Genomic DNA, 17,685 nt, shown 5'->3' on the forward strand with positions numbered 1-17,685 from the left:
CCAAGGTACGGCATTCGCCGGCACCGGTCAGGCTTCTTTAAGGGAACGGATGCGGATAAGCGTTGAGCTCCTCGGGACGCAAAGGCCGCTCCGTGTACCCTAGCTCGGCCGGTACCCGAAGCACCCTATGTAGTCCTGCCACCCGGGTAAAATGGTGGCCGAACGTCATCGGCAGCATGCCGGGGATGAGCACCTTCACACAGTGCAGCGAGTTACGCCGCAGCTCCGGTGTCGTCTGGTCCACTACGATCACGTCCAACTGATGCCGGAGGAACGTGCCGATCATCTTCTTCAAGTCTTCAGTCAAATCACGGCTCTTCGGTGCGGCTTCAAATTCCTGAGCGAACGAACGCATCGGCCGGTTTTGCTTCAGCAAAAAGCTTAGCCGCGGCTCCGCTTCCGGTAAGCTGTACAGCATGGAATGGTCCTCCATGCTCCGCACCAGCGATGGGTCGTGAAGCATTTTTACATGGTTCTCCCGGTTCGCCTCGAATTTATGATCCATGTTCAGCACCATCCCCGACAGCTCGTGAACCGCCCCCTTTGCCGCCCGCACCGGATCCGGGTGCGCTCCGGCCGCACAGATGAGATTTAATCCATTAGGCTTCCTGTTCTTCGCCAGCGCCCAGATGCTGGGAATGCGATTCTCCATCGTTGCATTAAACAAGAGCACGTCAAAACCGGCAACGGCCTGCAACCGGTCCACCATGAGGTTCAATTCGCGGTCGCCGGCAGACCTGGGGTCTAGCCGCGGAAGCGGCAGCTGTGCGTACCACGTCAGCAGGAACGAATCGCGCTCCACGATTTCCAGCATGCCGTACAAGATCGCTTCCTCCAGGCTTCCACCCAAGGCGCAGCCGTTGGACGTCTCGTACACGAAGCCTTGCCGGCAGGGAGAGCTGTAGTACGCAAGCCACTGGGGCACCAACATCGGTCGTTCCTGCGCAAACGAGTACCCCCATACCCAATCCGTCTCGACATCGGGATCGAACGGCCGGAAAGGAAATCCTGGCAGCTCATATTGCTCCTTCCCATACAGCCCGACGGTCATTGGATCGAGCGCTTCCCCTGCCAGCTGCCGCCAGCTGCCGCGAACGGCCGGCCGCTTACCGCGCGGCGCCGTGCCGCAATACCGCTCCAATCCCTCCAATATGGCGGACAGCTCGCTGTCCGCATAGGAATTCGTCCGGCCCGCCGTCAACTCGTCCCCATCTGACATCGGAAGATTCACGGTTACATCGGCCAAAGGCGACACCAGATCCGGCATTTTTCCATTCATTAATCCGGTTCTGTAATCCAGATAATCCCGAACCAGAAAAGACTTCAGCTCACCAAGCGATCGGCTGCGGTACATGTTCTCACCGATCTTCGGGCTCGGCCCGAGGGAGATCTCGGCCGCATCCCGCGAATCTTCCGGAAGACGTCCGCATACGGGGCACAGCGGGTCAGGCAGGAAGAAATGGCTGGAGCTGTGCAGCGTCTTCAGATTGACGAATACCACATGTTCTTCTAGGCGGGAGCGGCTGCGGCGCAGCACGCTCCGCGATTCCGCCGCAATCAGATGAGCCATCTGCAGCAGTCCCGTGCGCGATGCCCACATGTCGGACAGGACCCCTCCGGTCTCCGCCAAACGATGCTCCAGTTGCCACATTTCCCTGCGGTCGCGTCCCGCGATAAGCTGCCGGGTATCCGCGCACCTGGAGCATCCAGGCTGGCCCGGCCTGACTAGCGGCCCGACAACACCTTCGCCGAAGGCGACGAAACCGCGCAGCCACGGAATGCCGGCAGCCTCAAGAACTCCCTCCGCTTCGCGGTGAACGGCGGGATTCCAAGCATCTTGCAGGACCAGAGCGAGATCAGCTCCTGCCGGCATCCCCTCTCGGGCATCGGTCAAACGAACGATCCGGCACTCGGCATTCAGCTCTCCACACACGAAATCCGCCAGCACACCATCTCCGATTATGGCTACGACCGCGCTCATCCGGCCTCCCCCTCTCCCAGCAGTACGCCGAAGACGGCCACAGGACCATCACGCAAAAACGGCTCCACTGCCAGATCGATGACAAATACTTCCCGGTTGCTCCCTTTCAGCTTCCGCATCGCATTGCTGACTACATCCGGCTGTGCCACCGCAATCTCGGCCGGAACCGATAGCTGAAGCGGAGCGTTCGGACCGAGCAGTACGGATTCCGCCTCCACAGCCTGCGGTGTTCGGCAAGCGGCTCCGTTCTGCGCCTTCATCAGCGCAGCTTGCAGCGCGTTGCGCAGCGCCGTTGTCATGGTCAAGCCGGTACCGCCGAACCATCCATCCTCCGTGCCCACCCATACGGCCGGAAAGCCGCACACTTCCTCTCCGAGCCCGATCGAAGGCAGTCCCCGCATGGTGGTCAATGCTTGCACATAATACAGGCATCGCTCGTCATCAACCTGACCGAGCCGTACCGGAGTGACAGGAGACTGTCGGCTGATCAGCCGTGCCCCCAGGTGCTGCGACAAACAAGCCTGCAGCCCGCGCGCCAATCCTTCTGCAGCCGTCTCCCCGACACCAATGCCGATGTACTGCTCGGTGTTCACGAGAGCCCCCTTGAGCCTCGACACATACGACTCAAGCCCGGCAAGCCCCGTTTCACGCCTTGCCTCCTCATGCGTGAGCCCAGAGCAGATAGTCTCCGGCAGCAGATCGGCCGGCCCATCCGACAACGGATTGACGGCTTGGACGCGGCATTGTGACAGGGGAAGCTGTCGAAGGTCCCCCTCCTCCCACCTATGGAAAATTCCCGTTCTCTCCGAAGTTAACATGCTGAAGTACGAAAACAGCCCGTTCCTTGCGCCGCCGTCCAGCCTCTCCTCAAGTCGAAGCTCCACGTCATCCACCCATCTGGCTGCGGCATTCCATTTGCCGGCAGCGAGAGGATGCGGCAGGAACGGATGCCAGTTTCCTTCCAGCGTTTCCAGATCAAGCATATACAGCGAGTTCCTCAGCTCCGGCTGGGCAGCTCCCGCCACCATTTTGAAGTGCTCGAACACAATCACATTCGCAAGCAGCGCCCCCGCCGTTGAGGAAAAGGCAAACTGCTCGGGGTCCTTACATACTTCGGACTCGTGGATGCGCCGCATGGCCGAATCCCAGGAGTATGCGCTCTCCGGCTGCACGAGCGGGCCTGCGATACCGGCCTGATGAAGGTGCACGGCGGGAAGCAGCGTTATGCGTTCCGCTTGGCATGCTGCACGAAGCAGCCGAAACTCCTCGCCATCGCCCATCTCGGACACGTAGAGAACCGTATCGAACGGCCGCACGGCTTCCCTCCAAGCGCCGGCTCCCTTGTTCGGCAGCGCCACCTCTCGGATCTCCACCTCGGAGTCCGTCAAGCGGGCGTGCTCCGCTAATGCCGTAAGCCGCCTCCGATCCGTCTGCAGCGAATCCGTAATCAGCATGCGGAACCGGGGCAGGCCTGATTCCAGAAGCGCCGACACCAGCGAAGCAAACATCGGACCGCAGCCGGCCGCGAGCACCTTGGCCTGCCGGTAGCACTGGAACCGGTAGGCACCGGAATCGCCGAAGCTGTCGAGAAAAGCGATCTGCCCTGCATACCTGCGGACCGTTTGCTCCGATAGAACGTGCGGCTGGTCCTGGCTCGCATCCCGCGCGAACCCTTTCTGCCTAAGCACTTCCGCTATTTCGTACACCCTGTCCCGATGCGGACCGGATAGACCGTCCGTCAATTCCGCCAGTGTGTGCTCCCCGTTGAACATGGGGATGAGCTTTTCCAGCCAGCGGAAGATCATTTCTCCTTGCATGTGGAACGTGCCGACGTTGTTCCGGAGATAGACGCCGTCGTTCGGAACCGGCACAAAAAACGTATCCGCCTTAACCTGAAGGCGCGCAGACGGGGTCAACTTTGACATCTCAGCCCTCCTAGTCATAAACGCCGTTCTCTACTTCGGAATATCCGTTATATGAAATCCTATGTACGTCTCTTTGTCCCTCATGTCAGATATCTACTTTAGAAATAGCGATCACCCATGCACAGTGCTGTGCATGGGTGATCGATTTTACTACAAGACGGGAGAAAGACGGGGGCGTCAGCGACAGCGGTGGCCGCCTCCGCAGTTGTGACAGCTGCCTGCGCAGTGATGGCAGAAGCCCGCGCAGTTATGACAACGACCGGCGCAGTTATGACAGCGACCGGCGCAAAAGCCACCACAAACGCCTCCACAAACTCCCGCACATACTCCGGCACAAAAGACACCGCAAACTCCGGCACATACTCCGGCACAAACCCCCGCACAAACTCCCGCACAAACTCCGACGCACAGACGTGCAGGATCCACCGGCACTTGGCCCATCGGGAAATGGCCGGGATAGGCGGGATACTGGGCCTGCTGCTCCCAAGGCGTCACCTCGCTCGCCTGAAACTGCGATACACCTAACTGTTGAAGCTCATTTTGAAAATTAGTCATGAGATAAACCTCCGGTATTTTTTTTGTGATTCTTTGAAGGGAAGAGAAATGGAATGCAAGCGACACATGATTCCAATTTATGGTCTGAACTCCGCGAGTGTTCCTGAGTCAAAGGACCCATTTTTTGGGCGTTTGTACCAAGAGTGGCCGGACTGCGAAAATGCCAGATGTATTGAACGGTGCCTGGTGGTGGTGGTCTTTCGAAAGGAGGGCTGGGCTACGCACAAAAAAACAGCCGGTTGGTAATCACCGGCTGCAACTCATGGACGATCTGAAAACTAATGTCCCGTTAACTTGTACCGCCTAGTTAATCACCGGCTGCCTGCTTGTTCTTGGTTATGAAGCTGGCGTTCCCTGTTACTTAATTACGGGTGATGAACAATTCGTGATTGACTGACCTCTTCATCATCTTAGGCACATGTACAGTCAAATAGTTATTTACCCACATAGCATGAGATACGATTAAATATAACCATCTAAAAGGAAGTGGATTTCAATGTATTATAGCTCACAACCGCTGGTTTACATGAGACAACCGCAATCTCCTCCACCTGCTTTCATTCCCCCAAAACCTGAGGTATCGTATGTTGTTGACTGTTTATATGAATTCACATATGTCTGGCTGCTGAATGGGGACAATTTCTGGTTTTATCCAACTCGTGTAGAGTACGGTGAAGTTTCAGGATATAGATGGAATGGAGCATTTTGGATGTTTTATGGCATAGATCCAAGAATAATTGATGTCGTTGCTTGCCCTCCAATTCCTACCCTTTACTGAAGAGAAAGGCAGCCGCTACATGCCCCGGCTGCCTACAAATAGAATGTGGTTAATCAACAGACCTAGACTCTAGTTATGCATATTTCAGGTAAGTCTTCTTATAAACGTCACTTATTTATTACCGAGTTGTTCCGCCAAACCGATTAGAAGTCCATCATTTCCGCGAATGTAGCAGAGCCGATACGAGTTCTCGTACTGAACCACTTCTCCAACGAGCTGAGCACCATGCTTAGTGATGAGTCTGGATACCATTTCGTCAATGTCTTCAACGGCGAACATGACGCGTAGATAACCGAGGGCATTTACAGGATCAGTTCGGTGATCTGATATAGTAGGTGGGGTGAGAAATCGCGAAAGTTCAAGTCGGCTGTGGCCATCTGGGGTAACCATCATAGCAATCTCTACACACTGTGAACCCAGTCCGGTTACGCGACCAGCCCATTCACCTTCGACAGTAGCTCGCCCTTCTAGCTTCAAGCCAATCTCCTCGAAGAAAGAGATTGAGTCATCAAGGGATTCTACAACGATGCCAACATTGTCCATTCTTAGTAGTTTGTTTTTTGCCATAGTTTTACCTCCTTATGTGTACCCATGTATTATTTTGAACTCCCGATCCGTTCCAATCCTTCAACTGATCGATTTTCGTTATCACAGTTATCACCCTCTTGTAACCTTCATCCGGCTGCAGGATTTGAATTCAGTCAAAACGATCGATGTAGATAAGCCGTGTGGAAGTACCCGAAGTGACCCTCACCGTCAGATTCCATTCGCTGTCCTTGGAATAACCCATACCGCACGCCGTGGCGTGTTCAGCCGCTAGGATTGGCGTCATCGCGGTATATTGTTCAAGCGTCTTACGCACCTCGTGCAGTTCGGACTTCAAGGTTTCCACAAGGAAGCCGCGCCCTTTCCCCTCCGTCGTATCTTTGCATCCGTCGAGCAAGAAGAAAATGTGGTGGCCGGTATGAGCAGCCTTGTTATCGCCCCAAAGGTTAGGTGAGCGGGTAATTCCTTTTACTCTTGCGAAGGTATTCGCCGGAATATTCCACGCATCTGCAGCAGAAGCGGCATGGTTAGAGCGAATGGCAGGCTGCTGCCCTTTGATATAATCAAAAGAAAATACTAGCGTCTCCCAATTTGTGCTCCCTGCCACGCCGTTGTATGCGTAGATTTTGCCGTTCACTTCTAGCTCAACTTTGAACGGGGTCGTACCTCTTCCGCGTTCACAGTAGTTGTGAACTTTAAATTCATATCGGCCATCCCGTGCACGTCCTTGGCTCCATCGGATGTTTTCTACCGGAGAGAAGGTCTGCGCGGAGCCTCCATTGGCATCAACATCCAACCAGCCCCCGCTGTCCCCCTGCTTCTTGCCGAAGAAAATATGCTCGCCGTGCGGACTATAAGCATGCAGGTCCAGGTCCGTGTATCCTTCCCAAATGAGAGAACAGCGGATTTCGTTGCCTTCATACTGACCACCGGCATTTTCAACGCGGCGTTTAATTTCGCCGTCAATCCCACCGTGATAGTACCAGCTGAATGTGTTGTCCCACTGGAGAATGTTAGGAGCCTCCTCGTCGTCGGCCGTTACAAGTGCCATAAAACGATTGGCGTTGTTGGCCAACACTTCAATACGATCCGCAGTCGGCACGACCGTACGCAGGAACTTATCCCATGTCATGACGGTCTTTGGAGGATTGACGGCATGGGCCGGAGCTTCCTTTGCTCTTGGTGTAATATTCGCGAAAACGCCACCAGCCCTATCCCCGCCACTCTTAACCGGCTCATTCTCTTCGGCTTTCCAGATGAACTCCGGAATCTCAGCAAACGCTGCATAACGGCGCTTAAGCGAATTTTCAAGCTTAAGGGCGGCCACAATCTTCTCCGCTTGCTGGATGTTCCCTTCGGATGGAGCGGTCTGCGCACGCTGGTAAACGCCAGGGCTCACCTTCGCGGCAAATCGACGGCTGATCTCCTCAAATGTGCAGCCAGCCGCAATGTCGTCGAGCAGGGTCCCGATCATGCTGCTGCTAATGCGGGTGAAACCGGCGGGAGCTTCAGCCACCGCCAACCAGGTGAGGTTATCGCGAAGACGATGATTTTTGGCGTTGGCACGTTTTTCGTGCATTTCCTGCGCGAATTTCGCAGCACCCAGGAATTTGTCCGAGCGGGCCAGGGATTCGGATTCGAGCAGCGCTGCAGCTTGGTCCAGAACACTCCGGTCGTACTTTTCCAGTCCGTCAACCAGGATGCGATAGTCTTCTTTCTTATCAGCCATAAGCTGCCCCGCATCTTTGAAGCTGAGAACCTGCTCCCTCAGAAGCGGAACAGACAGATGGTCCCATCCGCCAGCATGCGGCGTGCCAAGCGTTGTCTCGAAGGACAGGAACACTCCGTTAACACTCGCCTTGGAAACGATACGTTTCATCGCCTCGACGGAATCTGTGAAGAAAGCGGGAACAGCACCCGGATCCCACAATACGGAGATGGCCTCACCCTCCTCAGAGATCGACACAAGTCCACCGAAGCGGTTGATGAAGTTACGGCAGCAGCTGCACGTGTAATGCTGCTGCGCTTCTTTGGGCATCGCATGGATAAAGGCTTCGAACAGCCCGGTTGTGCTGGTTGTAAACAGCGATTTGTTTGCGAACGCCGCGAATCGCGATTGGATGGCTTCGCTAAAGCCCGGGTAATTGTCGCTGCTGTTGTTATATGGAGCATCATTGTTTTGGTTGTTCATTGTTTTAACCCCTCTTCATCAGGTTTTGATCAGCTTCGAATGTAGTGATCTTAGCATAGAAGCCGCGGGATGAAGAGGGCGAAAGTATAGCGAGACGATCTTTTTTGGGAGAGCTTTATTCGCTTGAATGCTTCACGCTCTCACACCCGTTGAATAACGCAAACTTTTGGAAACAGCGGTTCAATGCTGTTCGCAATTGCGCTGTTTGCTTCACGCCGTTCTCGTACCAGACGTTTTTAACGACGAGCGTTCCGGTTTTTCGCTCCACGATGATCTCGGCTCGCCCAATGAAGCTCTCCCCATATAATAGAGGCAGCACATAATATCCGAATTTTCGTTTGATAGCAGGCGTGTAAATCTCCCAGGTGTAATCGAAGCCAAACAATTCGTTGATCAGTTTTCTGTCCCATAAGAAATTATCTAGCGGGGCAATCAGTTCGCAGCGCCATTTGGGCGAGGGATTTTGCAGAACGGTTTCAATAAGCGGCAAGTCCTCCGCGCGGCAATATAGTATATCCTTCATATGCTCCACGGCAACAGCAACAATGCGAGATTCGTGCAGCAGTTGGCTGAAAGCCTCGTTGCGCTGCTCCGCTTTCAATCCCCATATGTTCAGCCAGGCATCGGATGCGCGATTCCATAAAAGGCCAACAGCGCCGATTCGACGCAGTATCCGCCACTTGTGATGCTCAAGCTCGCTCTCCAGCGGCTCCGCCGCATTCAACAGATTGGGCTGTATGTACTTCCCAGCGATATCGTAATATTTACGCGTTCCTTTTTTGTGATGGATAATCAACTCGCCTGTCGAGTACATCTGCTCCAGCACCGACCGGGTTGAATTGTTTCCGCTGCTCCAGTGGATCGCCGATCGCCAAGCGAAATTTCCATCCAATTTTAAATCATCCGAACTTAGTGCACCGTGATTTTGGATATGAGCGCGTACTTGCGCTGTCAACGCTTCCATTTCGGGATAGCGTTCGGCATGTTGCCGGGCGGCTTGCCTGTATCGCTCAAAATACGGCCAGTCCTCGACAGAAATAATAGCCAGGTTCTTGTCGGGATAATCGACAAGGCTTCGATCCTCATACAGCAACTCGGCGAGCATTCCCTTGGTAAATCCCTTGATTCGGGACTGCAGCACCAATTCGGCGTTTTTTCCGCAAACATCGATGGGGTCGTATTGAATGCAGCTTACCTGCCGAACAAAGTCCAATATGCCCTGCTTCTTACTAAATTTATATTCGCCTAAAAGTCCATGCTTCAATAATAGAAATTGCCGTGCCTGACGGTTCGTTAATTGGATCATGATCGCACCTGCCTCAAGTTTAGTACAGTGGAGGATGGAGGGAAAATAAAACGAAGGCGTGAAGTGGAATTTGTTCACGTACTCGCTGAGGGTGTTTCCAGCCGCATAGTACAAACTATAACTTGAAGTTTATCATACAAAAGATTCGCTCAAAAGAAAAGGAGAAATACAAACATTTGTTCTTGTATTAAAAATGCGTAAAACAAACATATCGGTTTCCAGCCAAATAGCGAAAATAAATAGACAAAAACTGCCGACACTTGGTCGACAGTCTGGAGCATCCAACGGGACGCCTTCTTCGCATGTATTAACGCAATCAACATGGTTGATAACTGAAGCCACCTTCGCCGCTGCCCTCCTGATTCCGGCTCCCTCCTAACGCCCTCAGTCCTCCAGCGACTGATAGACCAAGGTCCAGAAGTCTGTGAACACCCGCGGCCCTTGCGGGGATTCCATCATGCGCTGGGTCAGCAGGATGCCGGTAAGGTCCTCCTGCGGGTCGGTATAGCCCGAAGTGCCGAAGCCCCCGTCCCAGCCGAACCGGCCGGGCGTCTGCCACAATTGGGTGCGGCGCAGATTGACCGCTCCGCCGAACCCCCAGCCGCTGTGCCCGCCGAAGAACCGGCCGGCCCCGGCCGCTTCTTTCTGCTCCGCCGTCAGATGGTCGGCGGTCATGAGTTCGACGGCGGGGCGGGAGAGGATACGCTCGCGCCCAAGCCGGCCTTTGCCGAGCAGCATCCGGCAGAAGGCGAGATAGTCGCCCGCGGTGGAGACGAGCCCTCCCCCGCCGGAAGCGAAGACGGGAGGCCGCGTCCAGGCGCTCTTCTGCGGGTCATCGAAGACCCGCAGACCGCCGGTCTCCGGATCGCGCACATAAACGGCCGGCAGGCGGTCCGCCTTGGCTGCCGGTACGTGGAAGCCCGTATCCTTCATGCCCAGCGGATCGAACAGCCGCTGCTTCAGGAACGCTTCGAGCTCCTGGCCCGAAGCGCGGGCGATGAGCACGCCCAGAATGTCGGAGCCGGTGTGATACATCCACGCTTCGCCCGGCTGATGCAGCAGCGGCAGCTGACCGAGCCGCTTCATCCACTCGTCCGGCGTTACGGCCGGCGGGGTCGGCGAAGGTGCCAGACCCGCTTCGGCGATGGCCTCCTGAATCGGATAGGTGCCCGGCGGAGCCATCACCGCACCGAAGCCGAGCCGGAATGTCAGCAGATCCCGCAGGGTGATCGGCCGATTCGCCGCGACGGTGTCGTCGACCGGACCGTCAAGACGCCGCAGCACTCTGCGGCCTGCCAGCTCAGGCAGCAGCTCATCCACCGGGTCATCCAATCGCAGGCGGCACTCCTCCACCAGAATCATAGCGGCAGCCGCTATGATGGGTTTGGTCATCGAGGCGATGCGGAAGATGGAATCCCGGCGCACCGGTGCTCCTCCCGGGGTCAGCGCACCGAACGCTTCCGCATGCACCTCGCCTCTGCGATAGATCATCGCAACAATGCCCGGCACTTCACCCCTCTCCACATATCCCGACATGGCATCACGCAGGCGGCCGAGCCGCTCTAAGGATAAGGGGCTGTTCATGACCGGTCCTCCGTAGTTCTTCTCCACATGATCTTCCTCCCGTATTCGGAGTGAAGCCTGATCCCTGGCTTCCGTCTACAGTGTAGCACGAAAGCAGCCTGCCCGTTTCTCATGAATTGCGGTACGGGGAACCCGTTCGTTCTAAAGGGAAGCCCAGCCGCCCTTCCATGTTACTCCAGGTTCTTCGATGACAACAGCTCGCTCACGGTGACGAGCTCGTACCCCTGTTCCAGCAGCTCCGGAACCAGGATGCCCACGGCCTCCACGGTCTGCTCCCGGTCTTGGTATCCATCGTGAAAGAGCAGAATGCCGCCGGGTCGGACCGCGCTGCGGGTTGCCTGAAGAATATGCTCCACGCCGGGCTGGCGCCAGTCCTCCGCCCCCATGTTCACCGCGCCGATGACCGCGTAGCCGAGTTCATCGGTCAGAGCGGCTGCACCCTCATCGAAATCCAGGTAAGGCGGGCGGAAGGTCGCCGGCTTGCGTCCGGTGAGAGCCTCGATTCGATCCCCGGTCCGCACAAGCTCCATACGGCACTGCTCTTGGCTCAACCGGGTAAGATAAGGGTGCGTATACGTGTGATTGCCAAGCTCATGTCCTTCTTCCAAGCAGCGGCGGGCTGTATCCTCATACCGCTCGAGATGTTCTCCAATCACATAGAAGGTTGCTCTGCCTCCGTACGCTCGGAAGATATCAAGAAGCTGCGGCGTATAGATGGGATGGGGACCGTCGTCGAAGGTGAAGGCGACGGCCTTGCGGTCCGTATTCACTTCATGGACCAGAATGGAATGCGGCACTGCACATCTTCTCCTTTCCTGTCCGCCGGTTGCGGCGGCTTCGCTGGCCCCCGCGTGCGGGAGCCATTGATCTCTCCTTCCATCCTACCCCTTCACGGAACCGGCGGCAATGCCTTCGACAATCCGGTTGCTGAGGATGAAGAAGATGAGCAGGATCGGCAGGATGCTGATCATGAGCGTCGCCCCAATCGCTCCCCAATCGGTCGTGTACTGGCCGACGAAATTCTGGACTCCGACGGTGAGTGTCTTCAGCTCGTCCGTGGAGATGAAGGTGTTCACAAATATAAACTCGTTCCAGTTGTAGATCATGTTGATGATGGATGCCGTCACGATCACGGAAGCGGTCATCGGCAGAATGACGCTGAAGAACAGCCGGTTGATCGAGCAGCCGTCCATGACCGCCGCCTCCTCCACCTCATGGGGCAGCGACTGGTAGAACCCGAGCAGGATCATGATCGTAATCGGCAGATTGAAGGCCGTATAAGACAGGACGATGCTCGCGGGGGAATCGGTCAGCGACAGCTTCTGGAACAGGCTGAACAGCGGGATGAGGGTCGAATGGACCGGAATCATCAAGCCGACCATGAACACCCCCAGCACAAGCGGACTCAGCTTCCACCGCATGCGGGTGATGGCGAAGGTGACGAAGCTGGCGAGCAGGATCGTGAGCAGGACGGACAGCACCGTCATCCATACGCTGTTAATGAAGTACCGGGAGATGTTCCCCTGGTTCCAGACGTTGGCGTAATTCTCCCACCTCAGCTCCGTCGGGAGGGCCAGCGGGGGAAGGTTGAACACTTCTTGGTTATTTTTCAAGGAGAAGAACAGAAGCCACACCAGCGGTAGAAGCTGGAGGACGGCGGCTGCGGTCAGAACCGCATACAGCAGAGCGTATCCGGCCCGGGAGCCGAGCGAGCGGGAGGCCAGTGCCGCACTCTGCGGCCGGATCATCCGGGGACTGCGGTCGGTGGCGAGTTTCATCACGGAGTTCTCCCCTCTTTCAGGAATATTGGATGGTGTCTTTCGTGGCGGTCAGCCTGCGGATGCCCCAGGTCGCAACCAGGCAGACGATCAGCAGGAAGAAACCAATGGCGCTGCCGTAGCCGAAGTCGAAGCTGCGGAACGCTTTGGAATACATATAGGAGGCCATGACCTCGGATGCGCCGTTCGGACCTCCGTCGGTCATGACGTAGATCAGGTCAAAATACTTCAGCGACCCGACCACCGCCAGTACGACCGTGACCTTGATCACCTCGGCGATCAGCGGGAGCTTGATGCGCAGGGCGATCTGCAGGGAAGTCGCCCCGTCGATGCGTGCGGCCTCGATCAGGGAGGCGGGAATGTTCTTGAGCGCGGCGTAATAGATCAGGATGTAGAATCCGGCGTACTGCCACAGGATCGGGACGAACAGGGCGGTCAGGACGATGCTGGGGTCGGCCAGCCAATCCGGCGTCTCCTTCACCCCGAGTGTACTCAGGAAGCTGTTCAGGATGCCGCTCGAGGGATGATAAATCTTGAGCCACAGCTGCGCGATGGCGACCGAGGACAGGAGCATCGGGATGAGATAGATTTTGCGGAGCAGGTTCGCCCCTTTGATCCGGCCGGAGAGCACCAGCGCGACCAGCATATAGCCGGCCAGGCTCAGCGTCGAGAGCAGGGCGAACAGAAAGGAATGCAGCATACTGCTTCCGAATGCGGCATCCTTCAGCAGGGTCTTGTAATTATCCAGCCCGATGAAGGTCATTGGACTGACGCCGTCCCACTGCATGAGCCCATAATAGCCGGTAAGGATGATCGGTACATAGATGATCCCGAGGATGAGCAGCAGAGACGGCAGCACATACAGCGCAATCACCCTGGGGTTCGACATGACTTTGTGCATCGTAAGTTTCCTCCTTGAGCCTGCAGCTGAGTGGTGGTGGAATGCCGGAAGAAGAAAAGGACCTGCCCTGCAGCGTGGCAAGTCCCCTCCTGCACCGCGGGGGTCTTTTATTTGCCCGCCTTGAGTGCCTCCTCCTGCTTCTTCGCGAATTCTTCCGGCGTGAGTGCCTTGCCGGCCAGCGCCTGCACGAGGTTATGGTGCTCTTCGGAAGCCCCCGGCTTCATCTGAACGTCCGCATACAGCGTTACTTTGTCCGCTTTGCTCAGCTCACTCAGCAGCTCCGTGAACATAGGCGGAAGCTGGACGGCCGATGTATCGACCTTCGTCGCGGGAATGATGCCAGCTTTGGTGACCGAGTTCTCGCCCCACTTCTGGACGAAGTAGCTGACGAACTTCTTCGCTTCCTCCTTCACCTTCGATTTCTCGGAGACGAAGAGTCCGACGCCCGGGCCGCCCACCCAGTTATTAACCGTCCCCTTGCCGCCCTCGACGGTCGGGAATTTGAAGAAGCCGATCTTATCCTTGAACGCCTGCGGCACATCCGGATTCGTGGTGTAGTTCGGCACCTCCCACGTTCCCATCGCGTACATGGCGGCCTTCTCGTTCATGAACTCCGACTTCGCTTCATCGTTGGACAATCCGTTGAAGCCCTTCTGGAAGGCCTTCAGGTCCACGAGATCCTGCATCGTCTTGCCGGCCTGAATCAGCGCCGGATCGGTGAACGTGCCGGATGCGATCGATTTGTCCAGCAGACCGGCGCCTCCGATACGCTCCGCGAGGTACATATACCAGAATGAAGAGGTCCACGCGTCTTTGCCGCCGAGCGCAACCGGGGTGACTCCGTTGTCCGTCAGCGTCTTGATGACCGTCTTCAGCTCCTCCATCGTAGCCGGGGGCGTCAAGTTGTATTTCTTGAATATCTCCTTGTTGTAATACACCGGCACGATGTTCAGCTCCACCGGAAGCGCATACGTTTTGCCGTCAATGGCATAGGCCTCCGTCGTCCCGCTCACGAACTTGCCGTTCAGGTCGCCCTTCAGCAGATCGTCGAGCGGGGTGAACATGTTCCCTTTGATGTAGGGCTCGAGGAAGCCGGCAGCCCAGGTGAAGCCCACATCCGGCAGGTTGTTGGAAGCCGAGAGCACCTTGAGCTTGTTCTTGTACTGCTCGTTCTCTAGCACTTCCGTCTGGATCGTCACCTTCGGGTTGGCTGCCTGATATTCGTCGATAATCTGCTTCACGAGCTTGTTCTGGGCTGAGTTGCTGCCGTCCGGCCACAGATGCATCATCTTCAGCGTTACTTTCTCTCCGCCTGCCGTGCCGGTGTTCCCTGCGCTGCTGCTTGCTCCACCGGTGCTGCCTCCTCCGCCGCATCCGGCCAGAAGCGTCCCCAGCATGGCTGTCGTGAGTGCGGCTGCATAAACCTGTTTCTTCATCGTCTTTTATTCCCCCAGACTATGGATAGATGGATATGTAAGCACTTTCCTTACTGTTTTTTCAGTGTAGCACCCCCGCTGCGCTTCCGTAAGGACGCTCCGATTGGGTAATCTTCCACTTTTTTTAGGTCTCGCTCCGATAGGCTCCCGGGCTGGTCCCTTCATACTCCCTGAAGATTTTACTGAAATACTTGGCGGACTGGTAGCCGGCCCGTTCGGCAATCTCGGCGACCGGGAGCCGCGTCTGCAGCAGCATCTCCTTGGCCTTCTGCAGCCTTCGCCGGGTGACATACTCGCTGAAGGTCATGCCCATCTGCTCCTTGAAGAGCACGCTGAAATAGCTCGCGTTGAGATGAATCCGCTCCGCCACCTCCCGCAGCGTGAACGAAAGATGCAGATGCTCGTCCACATAGCGCAGCGCTTCCTGCACCGACTCGCTGACCGCCGTCTGCTGGGCCGCAGCCGTGAGCAGCTGCGGGTCGGCGACCTTCTCGATCAGGCTGAGACGGCTGCGCTGCTCTTCCGCCTCCAGCGCCCGCTCCACCGCATCCAGCAGCTTCTCCCGGGATACCGGCTTCAGCAGATAGTGGGTTACGCCAAGCTCGATGGCCTTCTGCGCATACTCGAATTCCGCATAGCCGGAGATCAGAATCACGGCCGGTTGGTTCGGCCAGGAGACCCGCTCCCCGCTGCCGGCCAGCTGAAGGCCGCTGATCTCCGGCATCCGGATATCCGAGAGGAGCAGATGCACCGGCTCGCTCTCCAAGATGCGCAGCGCCTCGTAGCCGTTGTCCGCGGTCTGGATCCGGTGCCTGCCCGCACTCCAGGCCTCGAGCATTTTGGCCACCCCTTGCCTCGAACGCGGTTCGTCGTCCACAATCAGAATACGTTTGGATAGAATCATGCTTGCTCCCCTTTCTCTACAGGGATGGACAGCTTCACCACGGTGCCCTTTCCCTTGCTGCTAGCGATCTCCAGCGGTTCTTCATCGCCCGCCCCGCCGCTTCCGTAATAGAGGCGCAGTCTGCGGCGGACATTGGCCAGCCCAAGCCCGGAGCCCTTGGAGGACCACTCCCGGCCCTCCGCCAGCGCCAGCTTCAGTCCGGCCAGGGACTCCCCGTTCATCCCGCCTCCGTTGTCCTCCACCGTGATCGTCAGCCGGTCTTCTCCGGATGACCGGGCGGCCGTAATCTTGACGCTCCCTTGTCCTACGCGGCTCTCCAGACCGTGCTGGATCGCATTCTCGACCAGGGGCTGGATCAGCAGCTTGGGCAGCTTCACCTCCGCATCATCCGGAGAGGACACAATCTGCCAGTCCAGCCGGTCGCCGAACCGCATCGTCATAATCGACATATACCGCTCCACCTGCTCGAGCTCCTCCGCCAGCGTCACCCATTCCTCCTTGTTCAGACCCGAGATGGTATACCGGAACAGGTCGGACATCGCGATGACGAAGCCGGCCAGCTCCTCCTCTTCCTTGTCGATCAGCGACCAATACAAGGCCTCCAGCGTGTTGAACAAAAAGTGCGGATGAATCTGTGCCTGAAGCGCCTTCAGCTCCGTGCGGCTCTGCAGCAGCTCTTTCTCATAGACGAGACGGATCAGCCGGTTCGTATCCTCCACCATCCCGTTATACGAATGGGTCAATTCATGAATTTCCAGTGTCGACGATACCTGTTCGCTGGGCTTCAGCACACCGAAGCGGGCGCCTCTCATCGTCTTGATCAGCTTCAGAATCGGTCTTGTAATCAAGGTGGACAGCACGAACGACAGAATGATAAACAACAGCGTCCCAATCCCCGCCGAGGCGAGAATCGCGGTGCGCAGCACGGAAATCCCTTCGGTAATCGCACTGACCGGCGTCAGAATCAGCAGGGTCCATCCCGTGATCGCCGACCGCTGCTTCACCATCACATACTGTCGGTCCCCTATGCGGACCACAGGCTCGGTGCTGTCCATCAGGCCGCGGACCGGCTCAGTTAAGGCAACGTCGTCACTACCCGTAATCCGCCGTCCTTCCTGGTCCACCAGCAGCGAGATTTCCTGCTCCCCCATGCCGGCCAGCGGTTCCTCGATCCGGAACACATCCCGTTCCAGCCGCACAAGGAGATACCCGCCGGGCGCAAAATCCTGGTTGACCAGATGGATCGACCGCAGGGCCGTGACCGTGCCGGGATACTGGGGGTCGATGCCCAGCCAGACGATGCCCCCTTTGTTCTCCAGGGCTTTGGCGATCCATTCCCTGCTCACCTTGCTCTCCAGCTCTTTGCCGCCGAGAGGGTACAGCCCCCGTCCCCCGTGCGTATACAGTTCTACCGAGTGGACGCCGCCGGCATAGGTTGGAATGATCGACACCTGGGGCACGAGCGCCTGCTGTTCGGTGAAGGTCGAGCTTCTTCCGCTCCGCTCGCCGGCCAGCAGCTTCTGGACATAAGCGTTGACGGCCACCTGGGTCGTCAGCGAATCGATCTGGTGCAGCACCGCCTCGAGCCTGCGGTTCCCCTGCACGGCCGTCTGCGTAATCTGCTTCTCGGCGTTATTCTTGAGCAGCGTCGAGACGGAATCATACGTACCGACGCCTACCATCGCCAGGATCACCATCATAACGATCAGGAATCCGACCAGCATCTGGTTGCGCAGCGTGTTCAGCTGCCGTAATTTGGGCCTCACGCTCATCCCCCCCGGGTGACTCCCCCTTAAATTT

13 protein-coding genes are annotated in these 17,685 nt (G+C 57.0%); all 13 read right to left on the reverse strand.

The window, feature by feature from the left end; translation table 11 throughout:
- Positions 1 to 37: 37 nt before the first annotated feature.
- The gene (locus O9H32_RS26540) at positions 38 to 1,981 is read right to left on the reverse strand and encodes a TOMM precursor leader peptide-binding protein (protein ID WP_269869145.1); all 1,944 of its coding nucleotides are present in this window, start codon (positions 1,979 to 1,981) and stop codon (positions 38 to 40) included.
- The gene (locus O9H32_RS26545; RefSeq protein WP_269869146.1) at positions 1,978 to 3,906 is read right to left on the reverse strand and encodes a putative thiazole-containing bacteriocin maturation protein; all 1,929 of its coding nucleotides are present in this window, start codon (positions 3,904 to 3,906) and stop codon (positions 1,978 to 1,980) included. The genes O9H32_RS26540 and O9H32_RS26545 overlap by 4 nt, the downstream gene beginning before the upstream one ends.
- 177 nt (positions 3,907 to 4,083) lie before the next feature.
- A complete protein-coding gene (locus O9H32_RS26550) occupies positions 4,084 to 4,461 on the reverse strand; it encodes a heterocycloanthracin/sonorensin family bacteriocin (protein WP_269869147.1) in 378 nt (125 codons plus the stop codon).
- Between the two features lie 889 nt (positions 4,462 to 5,350).
- Complete coding sequence (locus O9H32_RS26555; RefSeq protein ID WP_269869148.1) at positions 5,351 to 5,806, reverse strand: VOC family protein; 456 nt, start codon at positions 5,804 to 5,806, stop codon at positions 5,351 to 5,353.
- Between the two features lie 130 nt (positions 5,807 to 5,936).
- Positions 5,937 to 7,976, reverse strand: coding sequence for a YfaP family protein (locus O9H32_RS26560; protein WP_269869149.1), 2,040 nt, complete (start codon positions 7,974 to 7,976; stop codon positions 5,937 to 5,939).
- 115 nt (positions 7,977 to 8,091) lie between these two features.
- Positions 8,092 to 9,282 carry a winged helix-turn-helix domain-containing protein gene (locus tag O9H32_RS26565; protein ID WP_269869150.1) on the reverse strand — a complete coding sequence of 397 codons (1,191 nt, stop codon included), beginning with the start codon at positions 9,280 to 9,282 and terminating at the stop codon, positions 8,092 to 8,094.
- Between the two features lie 384 nt (positions 9,283 to 9,666).
- A complete protein-coding gene (locus O9H32_RS26570; protein ID WP_269869187.1) occupies positions 9,667 to 10,866 on the reverse strand; it encodes a serine hydrolase domain-containing protein in 1,200 nt (399 codons plus the stop codon).
- 170 nt (positions 10,867 to 11,036) lie between these two features.
- A complete protein-coding gene (locus O9H32_RS26575; RefSeq protein ID WP_269869151.1) occupies positions 11,037 to 11,663 on the reverse strand; it encodes a polysaccharide deacetylase family protein in 627 nt (208 codons plus the stop codon).
- Positions 11,664 to 11,747: 84 nt separating this feature from the next.
- Positions 11,748 to 12,614: a carbohydrate ABC transporter permease gene (locus O9H32_RS26580; protein ID WP_269869188.1), complete on the reverse strand. Its 867-nt coding sequence runs from the start codon at positions 12,612 to 12,614 to the stop codon at positions 11,748 to 11,750.
- 49 nt (positions 12,615 to 12,663) lie between these two features.
- Positions 12,664 to 13,545 carry a carbohydrate ABC transporter permease gene (locus tag O9H32_RS26585; protein ID WP_269869152.1) on the reverse strand — a complete coding sequence of 294 codons (882 nt, stop codon included), beginning with the start codon at positions 13,543 to 13,545 and terminating at the stop codon, positions 12,664 to 12,666.
- A gap of 107 nt (positions 13,546 to 13,652) precedes the next feature.
- Positions 13,653 to 14,981, reverse strand: coding sequence for an extracellular solute-binding protein (locus O9H32_RS26590; protein WP_269869153.1), 1,329 nt, complete (start codon positions 14,979 to 14,981; stop codon positions 13,653 to 13,655).
- Positions 14,982 to 15,105: 124 nt separating this feature from the next.
- Complete coding sequence (locus O9H32_RS26595) at positions 15,106 to 15,885, reverse strand: response regulator transcription factor (RefSeq protein WP_269869154.1); 780 nt, start codon at positions 15,883 to 15,885, stop codon at positions 15,106 to 15,108.
- Positions 15,882 to 17,657: a sensor histidine kinase gene (locus O9H32_RS26600; protein ID WP_269869155.1), complete on the reverse strand. Its 1,776-nt coding sequence runs from the start codon at positions 17,655 to 17,657 to the stop codon at positions 15,882 to 15,884. The genes O9H32_RS26595 and O9H32_RS26600 overlap by 4 nt, the downstream gene beginning before the upstream one ends.
- Positions 17,658 to 17,685 lie beyond the last annotated feature (28 nt).

Origin of the sequence: Paenibacillus caseinilyticus, from assembly GCF_027533645.1 — a bacterium.
Taxonomy (GTDB): Bacteria; Bacillota; Bacilli; order Paenibacillales; family NBRC-103111; genus Paenibacillus_G; species Paenibacillus_G caseinilyticus.

What these genes read in the sequence shown, in the direction of transcription:
- O9H32_RS26560 (WP_269869149.1), bottom strand. Translation starts at nt 7,976, where the DNA reads ATGAACAACCAAAACAATGATGCTCCATATAACAACAGCAGCGACAAT.
- O9H32_RS26600 (WP_269869155.1), bottom strand. Translation starts at nt 17,657, where the DNA reads ATGAGCGTGAGGCCCAAATTACGGCAGCTGAACACGCTGCGCAACCAG.
- O9H32_RS26580 (WP_269869188.1), bottom strand. Translation starts at nt 12,614, where the DNA reads ATGATCCGGCCGCAGAGTGCGGCACTGGCCTCCCGCTCGCTCGGCTCC.
- O9H32_RS26550 (WP_269869147.1), bottom strand. Translation starts at nt 4,461, where the DNA reads ATGACTAATTTTCAAAATGAGCTTCAACAGTTAGGTGTATCGCAGTTT.
- O9H32_RS26555 (WP_269869148.1), bottom strand. Translation starts at nt 5,806, where the DNA reads ATGGCAAAAAACAAACTACTAAGAATGGACAATGTTGGCATCGTTGTA.
- O9H32_RS26595 (WP_269869154.1), bottom strand. Translation starts at nt 15,885, where the DNA reads ATGATTCTATCCAAACGTATTCTGATTGTGGACGACGAACCGCGTTCG.
- O9H32_RS26565 (WP_269869150.1), bottom strand. Translation starts at nt 9,282, where the DNA reads ATGATCCAATTAACGAACCGTCAGGCACGGCAATTTCTATTATTGAAG.
- O9H32_RS26570 (WP_269869187.1), bottom strand. Translation starts at nt 10,866, where the DNA reads ATGAACAGCCCCTTATCCTTAGAGCGGCTCGGCCGCCTGCGTGATGCC.
- O9H32_RS26540 (WP_269869145.1), bottom strand. Translation starts at nt 1,981, where the DNA reads ATGAGCGCGGTCGTAGCCATAATCGGAGATGGTGTGCTGGCGGATTTC.
- O9H32_RS26585 (WP_269869152.1), bottom strand. Translation starts at nt 13,545, where the DNA reads ATGCACAAAGTCATGTCGAACCCCAGGGTGATTGCGCTGTATGTGCTG.
- O9H32_RS26545 (WP_269869146.1), bottom strand. Translation starts at nt 3,906, where the DNA reads ATGTCAAAGTTGACCCCGTCTGCGCGCCTTCAGGTTAAGGCGGATACG.
- O9H32_RS26590 (WP_269869153.1), bottom strand. Translation starts at nt 14,981, where the DNA reads ATGAAGAAACAGGTTTATGCAGCCGCACTCACGACAGCCATGCTGGGG.